This window comes from Pseudomonas sp. DE0010 (assembly GCF_007680745.1).
Lineage (GTDB): Bacteria > Pseudomonadota > Gammaproteobacteria > Pseudomonadales > Pseudomonadaceae > Aquipseudomonas > Aquipseudomonas parafulva_B.
Genome location: NZ_VEJQ01000011.1, coordinates 83882 through 98804 on the forward strand (window position 1 = coordinate 83882; position 14923 = coordinate 98804).

The 14923-nt window shown below is 62.9% G+C and carries 15 protein-coding genes; 14 read left to right on the top strand and 1 reads right to left on the bottom strand.

Features of this window, described 5'->3' with window-relative positions:
• Positions 1 to 55: 55 nt before the first annotated feature.
• The 7 genes from FS767_RS10675 (at position 56) to ispD (ending at position 7708) form a co-directional block, all read left to right on the top strand.
• The gene (locus FS767_RS10675) at positions 56 to 1003 is read left to right on the top strand and encodes an acetyl-CoA carboxylase carboxyltransferase subunit alpha (protein ID WP_027913883.1); all 948 of its coding nucleotides are present in this window, start codon (positions 56 to 58) and stop codon (positions 1001 to 1003) included.
• Positions 1004 to 1090: 87 nt separating this feature from the next.
• Positions 1091 to 2374 carry a tRNA lysidine(34) synthetase TilS gene (tilS, locus tag FS767_RS10680; RefSeq protein ID WP_144965301.1) on the top strand — a complete coding sequence of 428 codons (1284 nt, stop codon included), beginning with the start codon at positions 1091 to 1093 and terminating at the stop codon, positions 2372 to 2374.
• A gap of 270 nt (positions 2375 to 2644) precedes the next feature.
• A complete protein-coding gene (locus FS767_RS10685) occupies positions 2645 to 4273 on the top strand; it encodes a CTP synthase (protein WP_058605313.1) in 1629 nt (542 codons plus the stop codon).
• Between the two features lie 3 nt (positions 4274 to 4276).
• On the top strand, positions 4277 to 5122 hold the full coding sequence (gene kdsA, locus FS767_RS10690) for a 3-deoxy-8-phosphooctulonate synthase (protein ID WP_058605314.1): 846 nt from the start codon (positions 4277 to 4279) through the stop codon (positions 5120 to 5122).
• A 152-nt stretch (positions 5123 to 5274) separates the two neighbouring features.
• On the top strand, positions 5275 to 6564 hold the full coding sequence (gene eno, locus FS767_RS10695; protein ID WP_144965303.1) for a phosphopyruvate hydratase: 1290 nt from the start codon (positions 5275 to 5277) through the stop codon (positions 6562 to 6564).
• Positions 6565 to 6722: 158 nt separating this feature from the next.
• On the top strand, positions 6723 to 7004 hold the full coding sequence (ftsB, locus tag FS767_RS10700; RefSeq protein ID WP_023534037.1) for a cell division protein FtsB: 282 nt from the start codon (positions 6723 to 6725) through the stop codon (positions 7002 to 7004).
• On the top strand, positions 7001 to 7708 hold the full coding sequence (gene ispD / locus FS767_RS10705) for a 2-C-methyl-D-erythritol 4-phosphate cytidylyltransferase (RefSeq protein ID WP_058639511.1): 708 nt from the start codon (positions 7001 to 7003) through the stop codon (positions 7706 to 7708). Before ftsB ends, ispD begins: the two co-directional genes overlap by 4 nt.
• 68 nt (positions 7709 to 7776) lie before the next feature.
• On the opposite strand, the gene FS767_RS10710 is transcribed toward ispD, so the two are convergent.
• On the bottom strand, positions 7777 to 8670 hold the full coding sequence (locus FS767_RS10710) for a LysR substrate-binding domain-containing protein (protein WP_144965305.1): 894 nt from the start codon (positions 8668 to 8670) through the stop codon (positions 7777 to 7779).
• 107 nt (positions 8671 to 8777) lie between these two features.
• On the opposite strand from FS767_RS10710, the gene FS767_RS10715 reads away from it, so the two are divergent.
• From FS767_RS10715 to FS767_RS10745, 7 genes are all read left to right on the top strand, one after another.
• Positions 8778 to 9890 carry an S-(hydroxymethyl)glutathione dehydrogenase/class III alcohol dehydrogenase gene (locus FS767_RS10715; protein ID WP_023534027.1) on the top strand — a complete coding sequence of 371 codons (1113 nt, stop codon included), beginning with the start codon at positions 8778 to 8780 and terminating at the stop codon, positions 9888 to 9890.
• A gap of 8 nt (positions 9891 to 9898) precedes the next feature.
• Positions 9899 to 10753, top strand: a complete 855-nt coding sequence (fghA, locus tag FS767_RS10720; protein WP_144965307.1) for an S-formylglutathione hydrolase — start codon at positions 9899 to 9901, stop codon at positions 10751 to 10753.
• A 96-nt stretch (positions 10754 to 10849) separates the two neighbouring features.
• Positions 10850 to 11323, top strand: a complete 474-nt coding sequence (ispF, locus tag FS767_RS10725) for a 2-C-methyl-D-erythritol 2,4-cyclodiphosphate synthase (RefSeq protein ID WP_058605320.1) — start codon at positions 10850 to 10852, stop codon at positions 11321 to 11323.
• The gene (gene truD, locus FS767_RS10730) at positions 11320 to 12378 is read left to right on the top strand and encodes a tRNA pseudouridine(13) synthase TruD (RefSeq protein WP_144965309.1); all 1059 of its coding nucleotides are present in this window, start codon (positions 11320 to 11322) and stop codon (positions 12376 to 12378) included. Before ispF ends, truD begins: the two co-directional genes overlap by 4 nt.
• The gene (gene surE / locus FS767_RS10735; protein WP_058605322.1) at positions 12366 to 13115 is read left to right on the top strand and encodes a 5'/3'-nucleotidase SurE; all 750 of its coding nucleotides are present in this window, start codon (positions 12366 to 12368) and stop codon (positions 13113 to 13115) included. Before truD ends, surE begins: the two co-directional genes overlap by 13 nt.
• A 35-nt stretch (positions 13116 to 13150) precedes the next feature.
• Positions 13151 to 13789, top strand: coding sequence for a protein-L-isoaspartate(D-aspartate) O-methyltransferase (locus FS767_RS10740; protein WP_167339267.1), 639 nt, complete (start codon positions 13151 to 13153; stop codon positions 13787 to 13789).
• A 192-nt stretch (positions 13790 to 13981) separates the two neighbouring features.
• Positions 13982 to 14839, top strand: a complete 858-nt coding sequence (locus FS767_RS10745) for a peptidoglycan DD-metalloendopeptidase family protein (RefSeq protein ID WP_027913895.1) — start codon at positions 13982 to 13984, stop codon at positions 14837 to 14839.
• Positions 14840 to 14923 lie beyond the last annotated feature (84 nt).

Below are 14923 nucleotides of genomic sequence, written 5' to 3' on the forward strand. Positions count from 1 at the left end.
GCGCCAAACGGATCAACCGGCCGGCCGCCTGGCCGTAGACCCAAGACGGATGACTATGAACCCGAACTTTCTCGACTTCGAACAGCCGATTGCCGACCTGCAAGCCAAGATCGAAGGCCTGCGCCTGGTAGGCAACGACAATTCGCTGAACATCAGCGATGAAATTGCCCGTCTGCAAGACAAGAGCAATACCCTGACCGAAAGCATCTTCGGCAACCTGACCAGCTGGCAGATCGCTCGCCTGGCACGTCACCCGCGTCGTCCCTACACCCTGGACTACCTGCAGCACATCTTCACCGAATTCGAAGAACTGCACGGCGATCGCCACTTCTCCGACGATGCCGCCATCGTTGGCGGTACCGCACGCCTGGACGGCAAGCCGGTCATGGTCATCGGGCACCAGAAGGGCCGCGAAGTGCGGGAAAAGGTTCGCCGCAACTTCGGCATGCCGCGCCCCGAGGGCTACCGCAAGGCGTGCCGCCTGATGGAAATGGCCGAGCGTTTCCGCATGCCGATCCTGACCTTCATCGACACGCCGGGTGCCTATCCAGGCATCGATGCCGAGGAACGTAACCAGAGCGAGGCCATCGCCTGGAACCTGCGCGTGATGGCGCGCCTGAAGACGCCCATCATCGCCACGGTGATCGGTGAAGGCGGGTCGGGCGGCGCGCTGGCCATCGGCGTGTGCGACCAGCTGAACATGCTGCAGTACTCCACCTACTCGGTCATTTCGCCCGAAGGCTGCGCTTCGATCCTGTGGAAGACGGCCGACAAGGCTGCCGATGCCGCCGAGGCCATGGGCATCACGGCTGAGCGCCTCAAGAGCCTGGACATCGTTGACAAGGTCATCCCGGAGCCACTGGGTGGCGCTCACCGTGATCCTGCCGCCATGTCCGAAAGCATCCGCGCCGAGCTGGTGCAGCAGCTGGACATGCTCAGCGGGTTGGACCACGACGCCCTGCTGGCTCGCCGTTACGATCGCCTGATGAGCTACGGCGTCTGATCGCCCTCGGGGCCGTCTGTCGGCCCCTCGGGTGAGCCTGTATTCCAGGCTCACCCACATCCGTCACCCAGGTTGATCGAGGCCTCGATGATTGATCTCGCCCCCTGGCTATGCGCCCGTACGTGGTACGTCGCCCTCTCTGGCGGCCTCGATTCCACCGTCCTGCTGCACTGGCTCGCTGCCTACGCCTGTAGCCATCCTGCACCGCCGCTGCGCGCGATTCACATCAATCATGGCCTGCAACCCGCCGCGCAGGTATGGCCTGCCCATTGCCAGCGTGTGTGCGATGACCTGGGCGTCGAGCTGCAGGTCATCGAGGTCGACGTCGCCCCAGGCCCGAGCCTGGAGCAGGCTGCCCGTCAGGCCCGTTACGCTGCGTTCGAGCGGGTGTTGGCGGCAGGTGACATGCTGTTCACCGGCCAGCACCGCGACGATCAGGCTGAAACGCTGCTGTTTCGCCTGCTGCGGGGCGCGGGGTTGCGTGGCCTGGCGGCGATGCCGATGGAGCGGGCGCTAGGGCAGGGCAGGCTGGTCAGGCCATTGCTCAGTTGTTCCCGGCAACAGTTGCAACGCTATGCACAGGCGCACGCGTTGGGCTGGGTCGAGGACCCTTCGAATGCCGACACACGGTTTGCCCGCAACTATCTGCGCAGTGAGGTCTTGCCGTCCCTTCGACAGCGCTGGCCGCAAGCCGGGCAGAACCTGGCCCGTGCCGCCGAACACCTAGGCGAAGCGTTGAGCCTGCTGGACGAGCTGGCCGAAAACGACCTGGCGCCCGTACGCCAGGGTGCCCCTGCTGTTTGGCCTGGGCTCGATTCGCTGGACCTGGCCGGCCTGCTCGCGCTTTCACCTGCCCGCCAGCGCAATGCGTTGCAGTATTGGCTCAGCCACCGAACCCGGTTGCCCGACGCGCGCCACTGGGCCGGCTGGGCGGACCTGCGCAACGCCGCGGTCGATGCCTGCCCCGTGTGGCAACTGGCCGATGGCCAACTGGTCCGCAGCCAGGGGCGCATCTGGTGGCTGAGCGGCGACTGGTTGCAAACGCCCTGTAGGGCCATGGAGTGGGAAAACGCCGATCAGCCGTTGGCCTTGCCTGGCAACGGTAGCGTGCGACTTGTTGGCGCAGGCGCGCTGACGGGCCTGCGTATCGGCTACCGTCAGGGCGGGGAGTGGCTGGACATCCCAGGGCGCGGGCGACGTGATCTCAAGCGCTTGCTCAATGAACTGCACGTGCCGCATTTTCTGCGCCTGCGCCTGCCGCTGCTCTACCAAGGCGACCAGCTGCTGGCGGTGGCCAACCTGCCCGGTCTGGCCCAAGGCGATTACTACCTGAACTGGCAGTTGCCGACCAGCGCGCAAGGTTTGAGCTAGTGGGTACATTCGGGTAGACTACCCTCCCTTCTTGATACAGCTTCTGTGGGTTCCGCGAAAACACAGGAGTTGCCGATTACCAAGCAGTTTTTTGCTGGGCTGATTCTTAGAAATGACGAGCGAGCGCCCTGCCAGGGTTACCCCTGGTCTGTACACACGCGGCAGTTTTTCGAGATGCACTGTGATTGACGCAGGTGATCGGGGGCGTTTGCCCTCCTTCGCTATCTCCGGCGGCGCTGGCCGCTTTAACGCAGACTTCTAGGGTTTTTCATGACGCGCTACATATTCGTCACGGGCGGTGTTGTTTCTTCATTGGGGAAAGGCATTGCCTCGGCTTCCCTGGCGGCCATCCTGGAGGCGCGGGGCCTGAAGGTCACCATGCTCAAGCTGGATCCGTACATCAACGTCGACCCAGGCACCATGAGCCCGTTCCAGCACGGTGAAGTATTCGTCACCCAGGACGGCGCCGAGACCGACCTGGACCTGGGCCACTATGAGCGGTTCATCCGCACCACCATGACCCAGAACAATAACTTCACCACCGGCCGCGTCTACGAGCACGTGCTGCGCAAGGAACGCCGCGGTGACTACCTGGGCGCGACCATCCAGGTCATCCCGCACATCACCGATGAAATCAAGCGCCGCATCATCAAAGGTGCAGGCGATGCCGACGTGGCCCTGGTCGAGATCGGCGGCACCGTGGGTGACATCGAGTCCCAGCCGTTCCTCGAAGCCATTCGCCAGCTGCGCGTGGAAGTAGGCTCCAAGCGCGCGATGCTGATGCACCTGACGCTGGTGCCTTACATCGCCACCGCCGGTGAAACCAAGACCAAGCCGACCCAGCACTCGGTCAAGGAGCTGCGCTCCATCGGCCTGCAGCCTGACGTGCTGATCTGCCGCTCCGATCATCCTGTCGATGCATCCTCGCGCCGCAAGATCGCCTTGTTCACCAACGTTGAAGAGCGTGCGGTGATTTCGCTGGAAGACGTCGACACCATCTACAAGATTCCAGGTGTCTTGCATGCCCAGGGCCTGGACGACTTCGTCGTCGAGCGTTTCGGCCTGCAGTGCACGGGTGCCGACCTGTCCGAGTGGGACAAGGTGGTTGACGCCAAGCTCAACCCGGAGCATGAAGTCACCATCGCAATGGTCGGCAAGTACATGGAGCTGCTCGATGCGTACAAGTCGCTGATCGAAGCGATGAGCCACGCGGGCATCACCAACCGCACCAAGGTCAACCTGCGCTACATCGATTCCGAAGACATCGAGAACCAGGGCACCAGCCTGCTCGAAGGCGCCGATGCCATTCTGGTCCCCGGTGGGTTCGGTCTGCGCGGTGTCGAAGGCAAGATCACGGCGGTGCAATACGCCCGTGAGAACAAGGTGCCGTACCTGGGTATCTGCCTGGGCATGCAAGTGGCCGTCATCGAGTTCGCCCGTAACGTGATGGGCTGGAGCGACGCCAACTCCACCGAGTTCGATCGCGACAGCGGCCACCCGGTCGTCGGCCTGATCACCGAGTGGGCAGATGCCACCGGCGCGGTCGAAACCCGCAGCGAGGCGTCCGACCTGGGCGGCACCATGCGCCTGGGCGCCCAGGACTGCCAGCTGGCTGCAGGTTCCAACGTGCATGCCTGCTATGGCAAGGACATCATCACCGAGCGCCACCGTCACCGCTACGAAGTGAACAACAACCTGCTGCCGCAACTGGTGGACGCGGGCCTGGTGGTTTCCGGTCGTTCCGAAGACGGTGCCCTGGTCGAGGTGGTGGAGTCCAAGGACCACCCCTGGTTCGTCGCCTGCCAGTTCCACCCGGAGTTCACCTCCACCCCACGCGATGGCCACCCGCTGTTCAGTGGCTTCGTCAAGGCGGCGCTCGCCCAGAAGAACAAGGCCTGATCCATGCCCCAGAAGATCATCCGCGTCGGTCACATCGATATCGCCAACGACAAGCCATTCGTCCTGTTCGGTGGCATGAACGTGCTGGAATCCCGCGACCTGGCCATGAAGGTGTGCGAAGAGTACGTGCGGGTTACCGAAAAGCTCGGTATCCCGTATGTGTTCAAGGCCAGCTTCGACAAGGCCAACCGGTCCTCGGTCACCTCCTACCGCGGCCCTGGCATGGAAGAAGGCCTGAAGATCTTCGAGGAGATCAAGCGTACCTTCAACGTGCCGGTGATCACCGATGTGCACGAGCCTTACCAGGCCGAGCCGGTAGCCAAGGTCTGCGACATCATCCAGTTGCCGGCTTTCCTGTCGCGCCAGACCGACCTGGTGGTGGCGATGGCCAAGACCGGCGCGGTGATCAATATCAAGAAGGCCCAGTTCCTCGCACCCCAGGAGATGAAACACATCCTGACCAAGTGCGAAGAAGCCGGTAATGACCAATTGATCCTGTGCGAGCGTGGTTCGAGCTTCGGTTACAACAACCTGGTCGTGGACATGCTCGGCTTCGGTGTCATGAAGCAGTTCGAATACCCGGTGTTCTTCGACGTGACCCATGCCCTGCAGATGCCGGGTGGACGTGCCGACTCCGCTGGCGGGCGCCGCGCTCAGGTGACCGACCTGGCCAAGGCTGGCATGAGCCAGGGGCTGGCAGGGCTGTTCCTCGAAGCTCACCCCGATCCGGACAACGCCAAGTGCGACGGCCCGTGTGCCCTGCGCCTGGACAAGCTGGAGCCATTCCTGGCTCAGCTCAAGCAACTGGATGACCTGGTGAAAAGTTTTCCGACGGTAGAAACCGCGTAAAGCACTTTTCTCGGGTAAAGTACCGTCCGATTCACCCCTGACCACTCGGTCAGGGGCTCCCTTCGCCGGGCCTGCCACAGCATCCTCGTCCGGTGAACGGCAAGAATTTTCTAAGCTGCGTTGTTTTCGTCAATTCTGGAGTGCTTACAACAATGGCAAAAATCGTCGACATCAAAGGTCGTGAAGTTCTCGATTCGCGTGGCAACCCCACCGTGGAAGCCGATGTACTGCTCGACAACGGCATCATCGGCAGCGCATGCGCGCCGTCCGGTGCTTCCACCGGCTCGCGCGAAGCGCTGGAGCTGCGTGATGGCGACAAGAGCCGTTACCTGGGCAAGGGTGTGCTGAAGGCTGTCGCCAACATCAATGGCCCGATCCGCGACCTGCTGCTGGGCAAGGACCCTTCCGACCAGAAGGCCCTGGACCACGCCATGATCGAGCTGGACGGTACCGAGAACAAGGCCAAGCTGGGCGCCAACGCGATCCTGGCTGTGTCCCTGGCGGCTGCCAAAGCGGCTGCCCAGGATCAGGACCTGCCCCTGTACGCCCACATTGCCAACCTCAACGGCACTCCAGGCCAGTACTCGATGCCGGTACCGATGATGAACATCATCAACGGTGGCGAGCATGCCGACAACAACGTCGATATTCAGGAGTTCATGGTCCAGCCGGTGGGCGCCAAGACCTTCTCCGACGGCCTGCGCATGGGGACCGAGATCTTCCATCACCTCAAGGCCGTGCTCAAGGCCCGTGGCCTGAACACTGCCGTCGGTGACGAAGGTGGCTTCGCCCCTAACCTGGCCTCCAACGAAGATGCCCTCGGCGCCATCGCCGAAGCCGTCGAGAAAGCCGGCTACAAGCTGGGCACCGACGTGACCCTGGCCCTGGACTGCGCCGCCTCCGAGTTCTATGAAGACGGCAAGTACACCCTGTCCGGCGAAGGCAAGTCGTTCGACGCCGAAGGTTTTGCCGACTACCTCAAGGGCCTGACCGAGCGCTTTCCGATCATTTCGATCGAAGATGGCCTGGACGAGTCCGACTGGGCTGGCTGGAAGATCCTCACCGACAAGATCGGCGAGAAGGTGCAGCTGGTCGGTGACGACCTGTTCGTGACCAACACCAAGATCCTCAAGGAAGGCATCGAGAAGGGCATCGGTAACTCGATCCTGATCAAGTTCAATCAGATCGGCTCGCTGACCGAGACCCTGGAAGCCATCCAGATGGCCAAGGCCGCCGGTTACACGGCCGTGATCTCCCACCGCTCGGGTGAAACCGAAGACTCCACCATCGCCGACCTGGCTGTGGGTACTGCGGCCGGTCAGATCAAGACGGGCTCGCTGTGCCGTTCTGACCGCGTGTCGAAGTACAACCAATTGCTGCGCATCGAAGAGCAACTGGGTGCCAAGGCGGTTTACCGTGGCCGTACCGAGTTTCGCGGCTAAGCAAGAGGTGGTAAAAAGACAGCAGCCGGAGCTGTAGGAACGTTCGTACCGTAACTTCTTACGTTCCATCGGGTTTCTGTTTGAGAAGCCTGGCCTCGGCCAGGCTTCGTGCTATCTGAGACCCTGAACCAACAGGGTCTTTCAACCTGGATATCTTGATGCGCAGTCCTTATTGGTTGTTCCTGGTCCTGCTTCTGCTGCTGGGCGGCCTGCAATACCGTTTGTGGGTAGGCAATGGCAGCCTGGCGCAGGTGGCCGAGCTCAAGCAGCAGATTGACGAGCAGCATGCCGAGAACGAGCGGCTGCTGGAGCGTAACCGTGTGCTCGACGCCGAAGTGCTGGAGTTGAAAAAAGGCATGGAAACCGTCGAAGAGCGTGCCCGCCACGAGCTCGGCATGGTCAAGGAAGGCGAAACCCTCTTTCAGTTGCCCCAGAAATGAGTGAGCGCTTGCCGGCCTTCTGGGCCGTGATCCCTGCGGCGGGTGTGGGCGCTCGCATGGCTGCCGATCGTCCCAAGCAATACCTGGAGCTGGCAGGGCAGACCATCATCGAGCACAGCCTGGCGTGTTTTCTCGACCACCCCTCCCTCAAGGGGGTCGTGGTCAGCATCGCTGAACACGACCCATACTGGCCCGGCCTTCGGTGCGCCAGCGACCCGCGTATCCGCCGGGCTGCCGGAGGGCGCGAGCGTGCTGACTCGGTGCTCAATGCCTTGCTGCTGTTGCACGCCCAAGGCGCGGAAGATGATGACTGGGTGTTGGTGCACGACGCGGCGCGGCCAAACCTGGCACGCAGTGACCTGGACAAGCTGCTGGCTGAATTGGCAGATGATCCGGTGGGCGGACTGTTGGCCGTACCTGCCCGTGACACGCTCAAAAGGGCCGACGGCCACGGGCGCGTCAGCGCCACGGTTGACCGCAGCACCATTTGGCAGGCCTATACACCGCAGATGTTCCGTTTGGGGGCGCTGCATCGGGCACTGGCCGAGTGCTTGGTATCGGATGTGGTGGTGACCGATGAGGCTTCGGCCATCGAATGGTCTGGTCAATCGCCACGGCTGATCGAGGGCCGCAGTGACAACCTCAAGGTTACGCGGCCTGAAGACCTGGAGTGGCTGCGCCAGCGCTGGAGTGGGAGACGTTGACCTGGGCCGTTCACCTCGCCAGTGATTGAATCAGGCTGCCAGCGCCCGCCATTGTGGCTGAGCGCCGGTCATGCCCGATACTCCGGCAGACCTGCCAGGCCCTCTTTCAGATAGTCCACCAGGCGCCGCACTTTGGGCGACAGGTGCCGCTGCTGCGGATACAAGGCCCACACCGCCGTATTGGGGGGTTGGTGGGCTTGCAGCAGCGGGACCAAAGCACCGCTGTGCAGGTGTTCGAGCACGTAGTAATCCGGCAATTGGCATAAGCCGATGCCCTGAAGCGCCGCATCCAGCACCGCCTGGCCGCTGTTGCATCGCCAGTTGCCCTGGACGCGCTGGCTGATTTCACGCCCCTCCATTTGCAACGCCCACACATCCGAACTGCCTATCAGGCAGTTGTGCCTGGCCAGTTCCGACAGGCTGTGCGGCCTGCCGTAGCGCGCCAGGTAGCCTGGCGAGGCGCACACGTACATGCGCCGGGGTGCCAGGCGCGTCGCGATCAGGCGCGAGTCGGCTAGGCGACCGAGGCGGATGGCCAAGTCCATGCCTTCGTGCAGCAGGTCCAGGGTCTGGTTGCTCAGTTCGACGTCCACCCTCAACTGCGGGTACATCGCCATGAAACGGGTGACCAAGGGCACGATGAAGCGCTCGCCGTAGGCCACGGCGCATGTCATGCGCAGCAGCCCCTTGGGCTCGCTGGCCAGATCGCCCATCGCCCGCAGCGCTTCCTCGCGTCCGTCCTGCAAGCGCTGGCAGTGCTGCAGGAACGTCTGGCCGGCCTCGCTGAGGGTGACCTTCCGTGTGCTGCGATACAGCAAGCGCGTCTGTACACGTTCTTCCAGGCGCGCTATCTGCCGGCTTACATGGGAAGAGGACACGCCCAGCCGTTCAGCCGCCGCCGTGAACTGACCCGATTCGGCCACGGCAACGAATTCATCGATGCCCTCCCAGCGGTTGTTCATGATTATCCCTGCACAGCAATAATGTTTTGTCTTTCACCCGATTATTCAACAAATGCAGGTGAAATACACTGTCTGCCGATTTCGTTTATCTATCTGGAGACCCTGCGATGATCAAGTCCCGCGCTGCCGTAGCTTTCGAAGCCAAGAAACCCTTGGAAATCGTTGAAGTCGATGTGGCCATGCCCAAGGCGGGCGAGGTGTTGTTGCGCGTGGTTGCCAGCGGCGTGTGCCACACCGATGCCTATACCTTGTCCGGTGCTGACCCGGAAGGCATCTTCCCGTCGATCCTCGGCCACGAAGGCGGCGCCATCGTCGAAGCCGTGGGCGAGGGCGTGACCTCGGTGGCGGTGGGTGACCATGTGATTCCGCTGTATACCCCTGAGTGTGGCAAGTGCAAATTCTGCCTGTCCGGCAAGACCAACCTGTGTCAGGCCATCCGCGCCACCCAGGGCAAGGGCCTGATGCCCGACGGCACCACGCGTTTCTCCTACAAGGGTCAGCAGTTGTTCCACTACATGGGCACCTCGACCTTCTCCGAATACACCGTGTTGCCGGAAATTTCGGTGGCCAAGATCCAGAAAGAGGCGCCGCTGGAGAAGGTCTGCCTGCTGGGCTGCGGCGTGACCACGGGTATTGGCGCAGTGCTGAACACCGCCAAGGTACAACCGGGTGATACCGTCGCCGTCTTCGGGCTGGGCGGCATTGGCCTCTCGGCCATCATCGGTGCGGTCAAGGCCAAGGCCTCGCGCATCATCGCCATCGACATCAACCCGGCCAAGTTCGAAATCGCTCGCCAACTGGGCGCTACCGATTGCATCAACCCCAAGGAGTACGATCGCCCGATCCAGGAAGTGATCGTCGACCTGACCGACGGCGGCGTGGACTTCTCCTTCGAGTGCATCGGCAACGTGCAACTGATGCGTGCCGCCCTGGAGTGCTGCCACAAGGGCTGGGGCGAGTCGGTGATCATCGGTGTCGCCGGCGCCGGTCAGGAAATCGCCACCCGGCCGTTCCAATTGGTCACCGGGCGCGTCTGGCGCGGTTCGGCCTTCGGCGGCGTGCGTGGCCGCAGCGAATTGCCGAGCTACGTGGAAATGTCCGAAAAGGGCGAGATTCCGCTGGATACCTTCATCACCCACACCATGGGCCTGGAGGACATCAACAAGGCCTTCGACCTGATGCACGAAGGCAAGAGCATTCGCAGCGTCATTCACTTCTGAGGCTTGCCATGACCCTGGACAACATTTCCTGCCAGAAGAGCTTCGGCGGCTGGCACAAGCGTTACCGCCACACCTCCAAGGTGCTGGGTTGCGACATGGTGTTCGCCGTCTACCTGCCACCTCAGGCCGAGCAGGGCGAGAAGCTGCCGGTGCTGTACTGGCTTAGCGGCTTGACCTGCAACGACGAGAACTTCATGCAGAAGGCCGGCGCCCAGCGCCTGGCCGCAGAGCTGGGGCTGATCATCGTGGCGCCCGACACCAGCCCTCGCGGCGAGCAGGTACCCGGGGATCCTGACGGTGCCTGGGACTTTGGTCTGGGTGCTGGCTTCTACCTCAACGCCACGCAGCAACCCTGGGCTCAGCACTACCGCATGCACGATTACGTGGTGCAGGAACTGCCGGCCCTGATCGAGGCGCATTTCCCGGCTTCGGGCGAGCGCAGCATCAGTGGGCACTCCATGGGCGGGCACGGCGCCCTGGTCTGCGCATTGCGCAACCCCGGCCGCTATCGCTCGGTGTCGGCGTTTTCGCCGATCTGCAACCCGATGGATTGCCCTTGGGGCGAAAAGGCCTTCAGCCGCTACCTGGGTGAAGAGCGCACGCGTTGGCGTGAGTGGGATGCCAGCATGTTGCTGGCCGAAACCCCGTCGGGGCAGTGCCCCCCGTTGCTGGTGGACCAGGGCGATCGCGACGACTTCCTCGAAAAGCAGCTCAAGCCTGAGGCCCTGGAGCAAGCGGCGCGCAAAGGCGGTCATGAGCTGACCCTGCGCCTGCAGCCTGGCTACGATCACAGCTACTACTTCATCGCCAGCTTCATCGAGGAGCACCTGCGCCACCACGCGGTAGCCCTGGGACGGGTGTAGCCGTAGGGCAGCCAGCCGGCGACGTTCGCCGGCTCTGCACCTTGGCGTGGCAAATGCAGGTAGAATCACGCCCTGACTCATTCAGGGCGTTTTCTTATGCGTATTGGCCACGGCTACGATGTGCACCGGTTCTGCGACGGTGATTTCATTACCCTGGGCGGGGTGCGTATCCCCCACAAGTTCGGCCTGCTGGCCCATTCCGATGGTGACGTGCTGCTGCATGCCCTGAGCGATGCATTGCTCGGCGCCGCCGCACTGGGTGATATCGGCAAGCACTTCCCCGACACCGATCCGCAATTCAAGGGCGCCGACAGCCGCGTGCTGCTGCGTCATGTGCTGGATGTCGTTCGGGCCAAGGGCTGGCAAGTGGGCAATGTCGACGCCACCATCATTGCCCAGGCGCCGAAGATGGCACCCCACATCGAGGTCATGCGCCAGCGCATCGCCGACGATCTCGCGGTGGGCCTCGACCAAGTCAACGTCAAGGCCACGACGACCGAGAAGCTGGGCTTCGCCGGGCGTGAGGAGGGGATCGCCGTGCACGCGGTTGCCCTGTTGCTGCCGGCATGACCGAACTGGATCTGTTGGGCCCAAGGGCATCGGGGCAAGTCCTGGGCACGGCTGTGCTCAAGGCCGTTGCCGAAGATTTTCAGGTCGACGAAGTGCTTGATATCCCGCTGTCTGGCCAAGGCGAGCACCTGTGGCTATGGGTGGAAAAGCGTGAGCTCAATACCGAGGAAGCGGCCCGCCGCCTGGCCAGGGCCGCCGGCGTGCCTGCGCGCGCCATCAGCTACGCCGGGCTCAAGGACCGCCAAGCCTTGACCCGCCAGTGGTTCAGCCTGCATTTGCCGGGCAAGGCCGACCCAGACCTGTCGCGGGCCGAGGATGCCAATCTGCGCGTGCTCAAGCAGATGCGCCACCAGCGTAAATTGCAGCGCGGCGCGCATTCGTCCAACGGCTTCACGCTGCGCCTGACCCAACTGGCAGCCGATCATCAGGCTGTCGATGCGCGCCTGGCCCAGCTCAAGGCGAACGGTGTGCCCAATTACTTCGGTACCCAGCGCTTCGGGCATGCCGGCGGCAACGTGCATGACGCCCTGGGTTGGGCCGAGCGCCAGGCCTTGCCTGAGCAACGTAACGTTCGTTCGCGCCTGCTTTCAGCCGGTCGCAGCTACCTGTTCAACCAGGTGCTGGCCGCACGGGTAAACGATGGCAGCTGGGCCCGTGCGCAAGTGGGCGATCTGCTGGCGTTCACCAACAGTCGCAGTTTTTTCCCTGCTGCTGAGGCCGAATGCGCCGATCCTCGCCTGGCCGTTCTCGACCTGCACCCTACAGGCCCTCTGTGGGGCGAGGGTGATTCGCCAGCCGGCGGTCGAACCGGGGCGTTGGAGAATTCGGTCGGTGCCGCCCAGCCCGCGCTGTGCCAGTGGTTGGCAAAGGCGGGCATGGATCACGAACGGCGTATTCTGCGGCTCCCTATTACTGGCCTTACGTGGCATTATCCCGAGCCTGATATCCTGCAACTGGAATTCGTCCTTCCGGCCGGATGCTTCGCCACCGTCGTGGTGCGCGAGGTGGTGGATCTGGTGTCGGCAGGGCAGACGGACAGCCCATGCGTATTCTGATTTCGAACGACGACGGTGTGACCGCACCAGGCATCGCGGCGCTGCACGCTGCGCTTGCCGATTACGCGCAGTGCACGGTCATTGCACCTGACCAAGACAAGAGCGGCGCCGGCAGCTCGCTGACGTTGGATCGGCCGCTGCACCCGCAGACGCTGGCCAACGGCTTCATCAGCCTCAATGGTACGCCGACCGACTGCGTGCACCTGGGGCTGAACGGTCTGTTGCCGTACACGCCGGACATGGTCGTGTCGGGCATCAACCTGGGGGCCAACCTGGGCGATGACGTGCTGTACTCGGGCACGGTGGCCGCAGCGCTGGAGGGGCGCTTCCTGGGCGGTACGTCGCTCGCGTTCTCGCTGCTTTCGCGCCAACCGGACAACCTGCCGGCCGCGGCTCATATCGCCCGTCGTCTGGTCGAGGCACAGTCGCGCCTGGCGCTGCCGCCGCGTACCGTCCTCAATGTCAACATACCCAACCTGCCGCTCGAGCGCATTCGTGGCATCCAGCTGACGCGACTGGGTCATCGGGCGCGGGCTGCGGCACCCACCAAGGTGGTCAACCCGCGTGGCAAGGAAGGCTACTGGATCGCAGTTGCTGGTGATGCCGAGGACGGCGGGCCGGGTACTGACTTCCATGCGGTGATGCAAGGCTATGTTTCCATCACCCCGTTGCAGCTTGACCGAACCTTCAACGACGCCTTCGAGCAGCTCGATGGCTGGCTGGAGGGCTTGCTTTGATGCGTGAGGACGATATGTTGCGTCGGGGCATCGGCATGACGTCCCAACGCACCCGCGAGCGCCTGATCCAGCGGCTGTGCGAGGAGGGCGTGTCCAGCCCCCAGGTGCTCGATGTGATTCGCCGCACGCCACGCCACCTGTTCGTGGACGAGGCACTGGCCCATCGGGCCTATGAAGATACCGCGCTGCCCATCGGCCACAACCAGACCATTTCGCAACCGTTCATGGTGGCGCACATGAGCGAATTGCTGCTGGAGGCGGGCCCGCTGGATAAGGTGCTGGAGATCGGCACGGGCTCGGGCTACCAGACCGCCGTGCTGGCGCAATTGGTCGAGCGGGTATTCTCGGTCGAGCGCATCAAGGTTCTGCAGGACCGGGCCAAGGAACGCCTGGTGGAGCTGAACCTGCGCAACGTGGTGTTTCGTTGGGGCGATGGTTGTGAAGGGTGGCCGGCACTGGCCCCCTACAATGGCATCATCGTCACCGCCGTTGCGCCGGAAGTGCCCCAGGCGCTGCTCGATCAACTGGCGCCGGGTGGGCGGATGGTGATTCCAGTAGGATCACCCGGTGAGGTGCAGCAGTTGATGCTCATCGTACGAGAAGAGCATGGGTTCTCACGCCGCGTACTCGGAGCGGTACGCTTCGTGCCCCTGCTCAATGGGCCGGTGGCCTGATTCATCGGGGCATCGACGGGCTATTTTTGCACCTGCGTCGAATTCTTGCAGGATCGACCTGTCTATCTGGCGGTGCACACACGTTGTGCAAGTGTGTTGCAGCCGCCTGCCAAGACCGGCGAGCTTCGTTATAATTGCAACAATATTGCATTCTTGTCTTGAAACGTTTTCGGCACCATGAGGGGAGCGCGGGTGGGTCACACAGTCTTTCGGCAGCGCAAGGACAGCTCGGGTCTCAGGCTCTTGGTGCTGGTACTGGCCATGGGCACACTGCTGGTGGGGTGTTCGAGCTCTGGCAGCAACAGTGCGCGTGTCGTCGACCGCAACAGCAGCGCGCCCAAACGGCCGACCGTGACCTCCGGTCAGTATGTGGTCAAGCCAGGCGACACGCTGTTCTCCATCGCGTTTCGCTACGGTTGGGACTACAAGGAGCTGGCGGCACGCAACGGTATCGCCCCGCCGTATACCATTCGCCCTGGCCAGCCGATTCGCTTCAGCAGCGGGGCCTCGGGCAGCACCACTGTGGTGGCCAGCCCGTCCTCGTCCAGCCGGACCACGGTCACCCGCCGTCCTGTAGGTGCCACGGCATCTACCCCTGCCACAACTACCAAGACCGTTACCACATCCAGCTCGGCGAGCACGCCGGTGGTCGCTACCGTGCCTGCGGCCGAGCGTGCGGCCGGTGGCTGGACCTGGCCGGCGAACGGGGTTTTGATCGGCAAATTTGCTTCAAACGGTAGTTTGAATAAAGGCATTGATATCGCCGGTGATTTGGGACAGCCTGTTTTTGCTGCGGCCAGTGGATCAGTGGTGTACGCCGGGAGTGGTTTGAGGGGCTACGGCGAGCTGATCATCATCAAGCACAGCGATACCTATGTCAGTGCCTACGGCCACAACCGCAGGCTCTTGGTACGGGAGGGGCAGCAGGTCAAGGCAGGGCAGTCGATTGCTGAAATGGGGTCTACAGGCACAGATCGGGTGAAGTTGCATTTCGAAATTCGCCGCCAGGGCAAACCCGTCGATCCTCTCCAGTTCCTGCCACGCCGTTGATTGTTGTTTCCAGTCTGTTCCGCTGACATGGAGGGGACAGGCTCAAGCGCTGCCAGGGAGACAGGCGCCGCTCGAGTCTGAGTT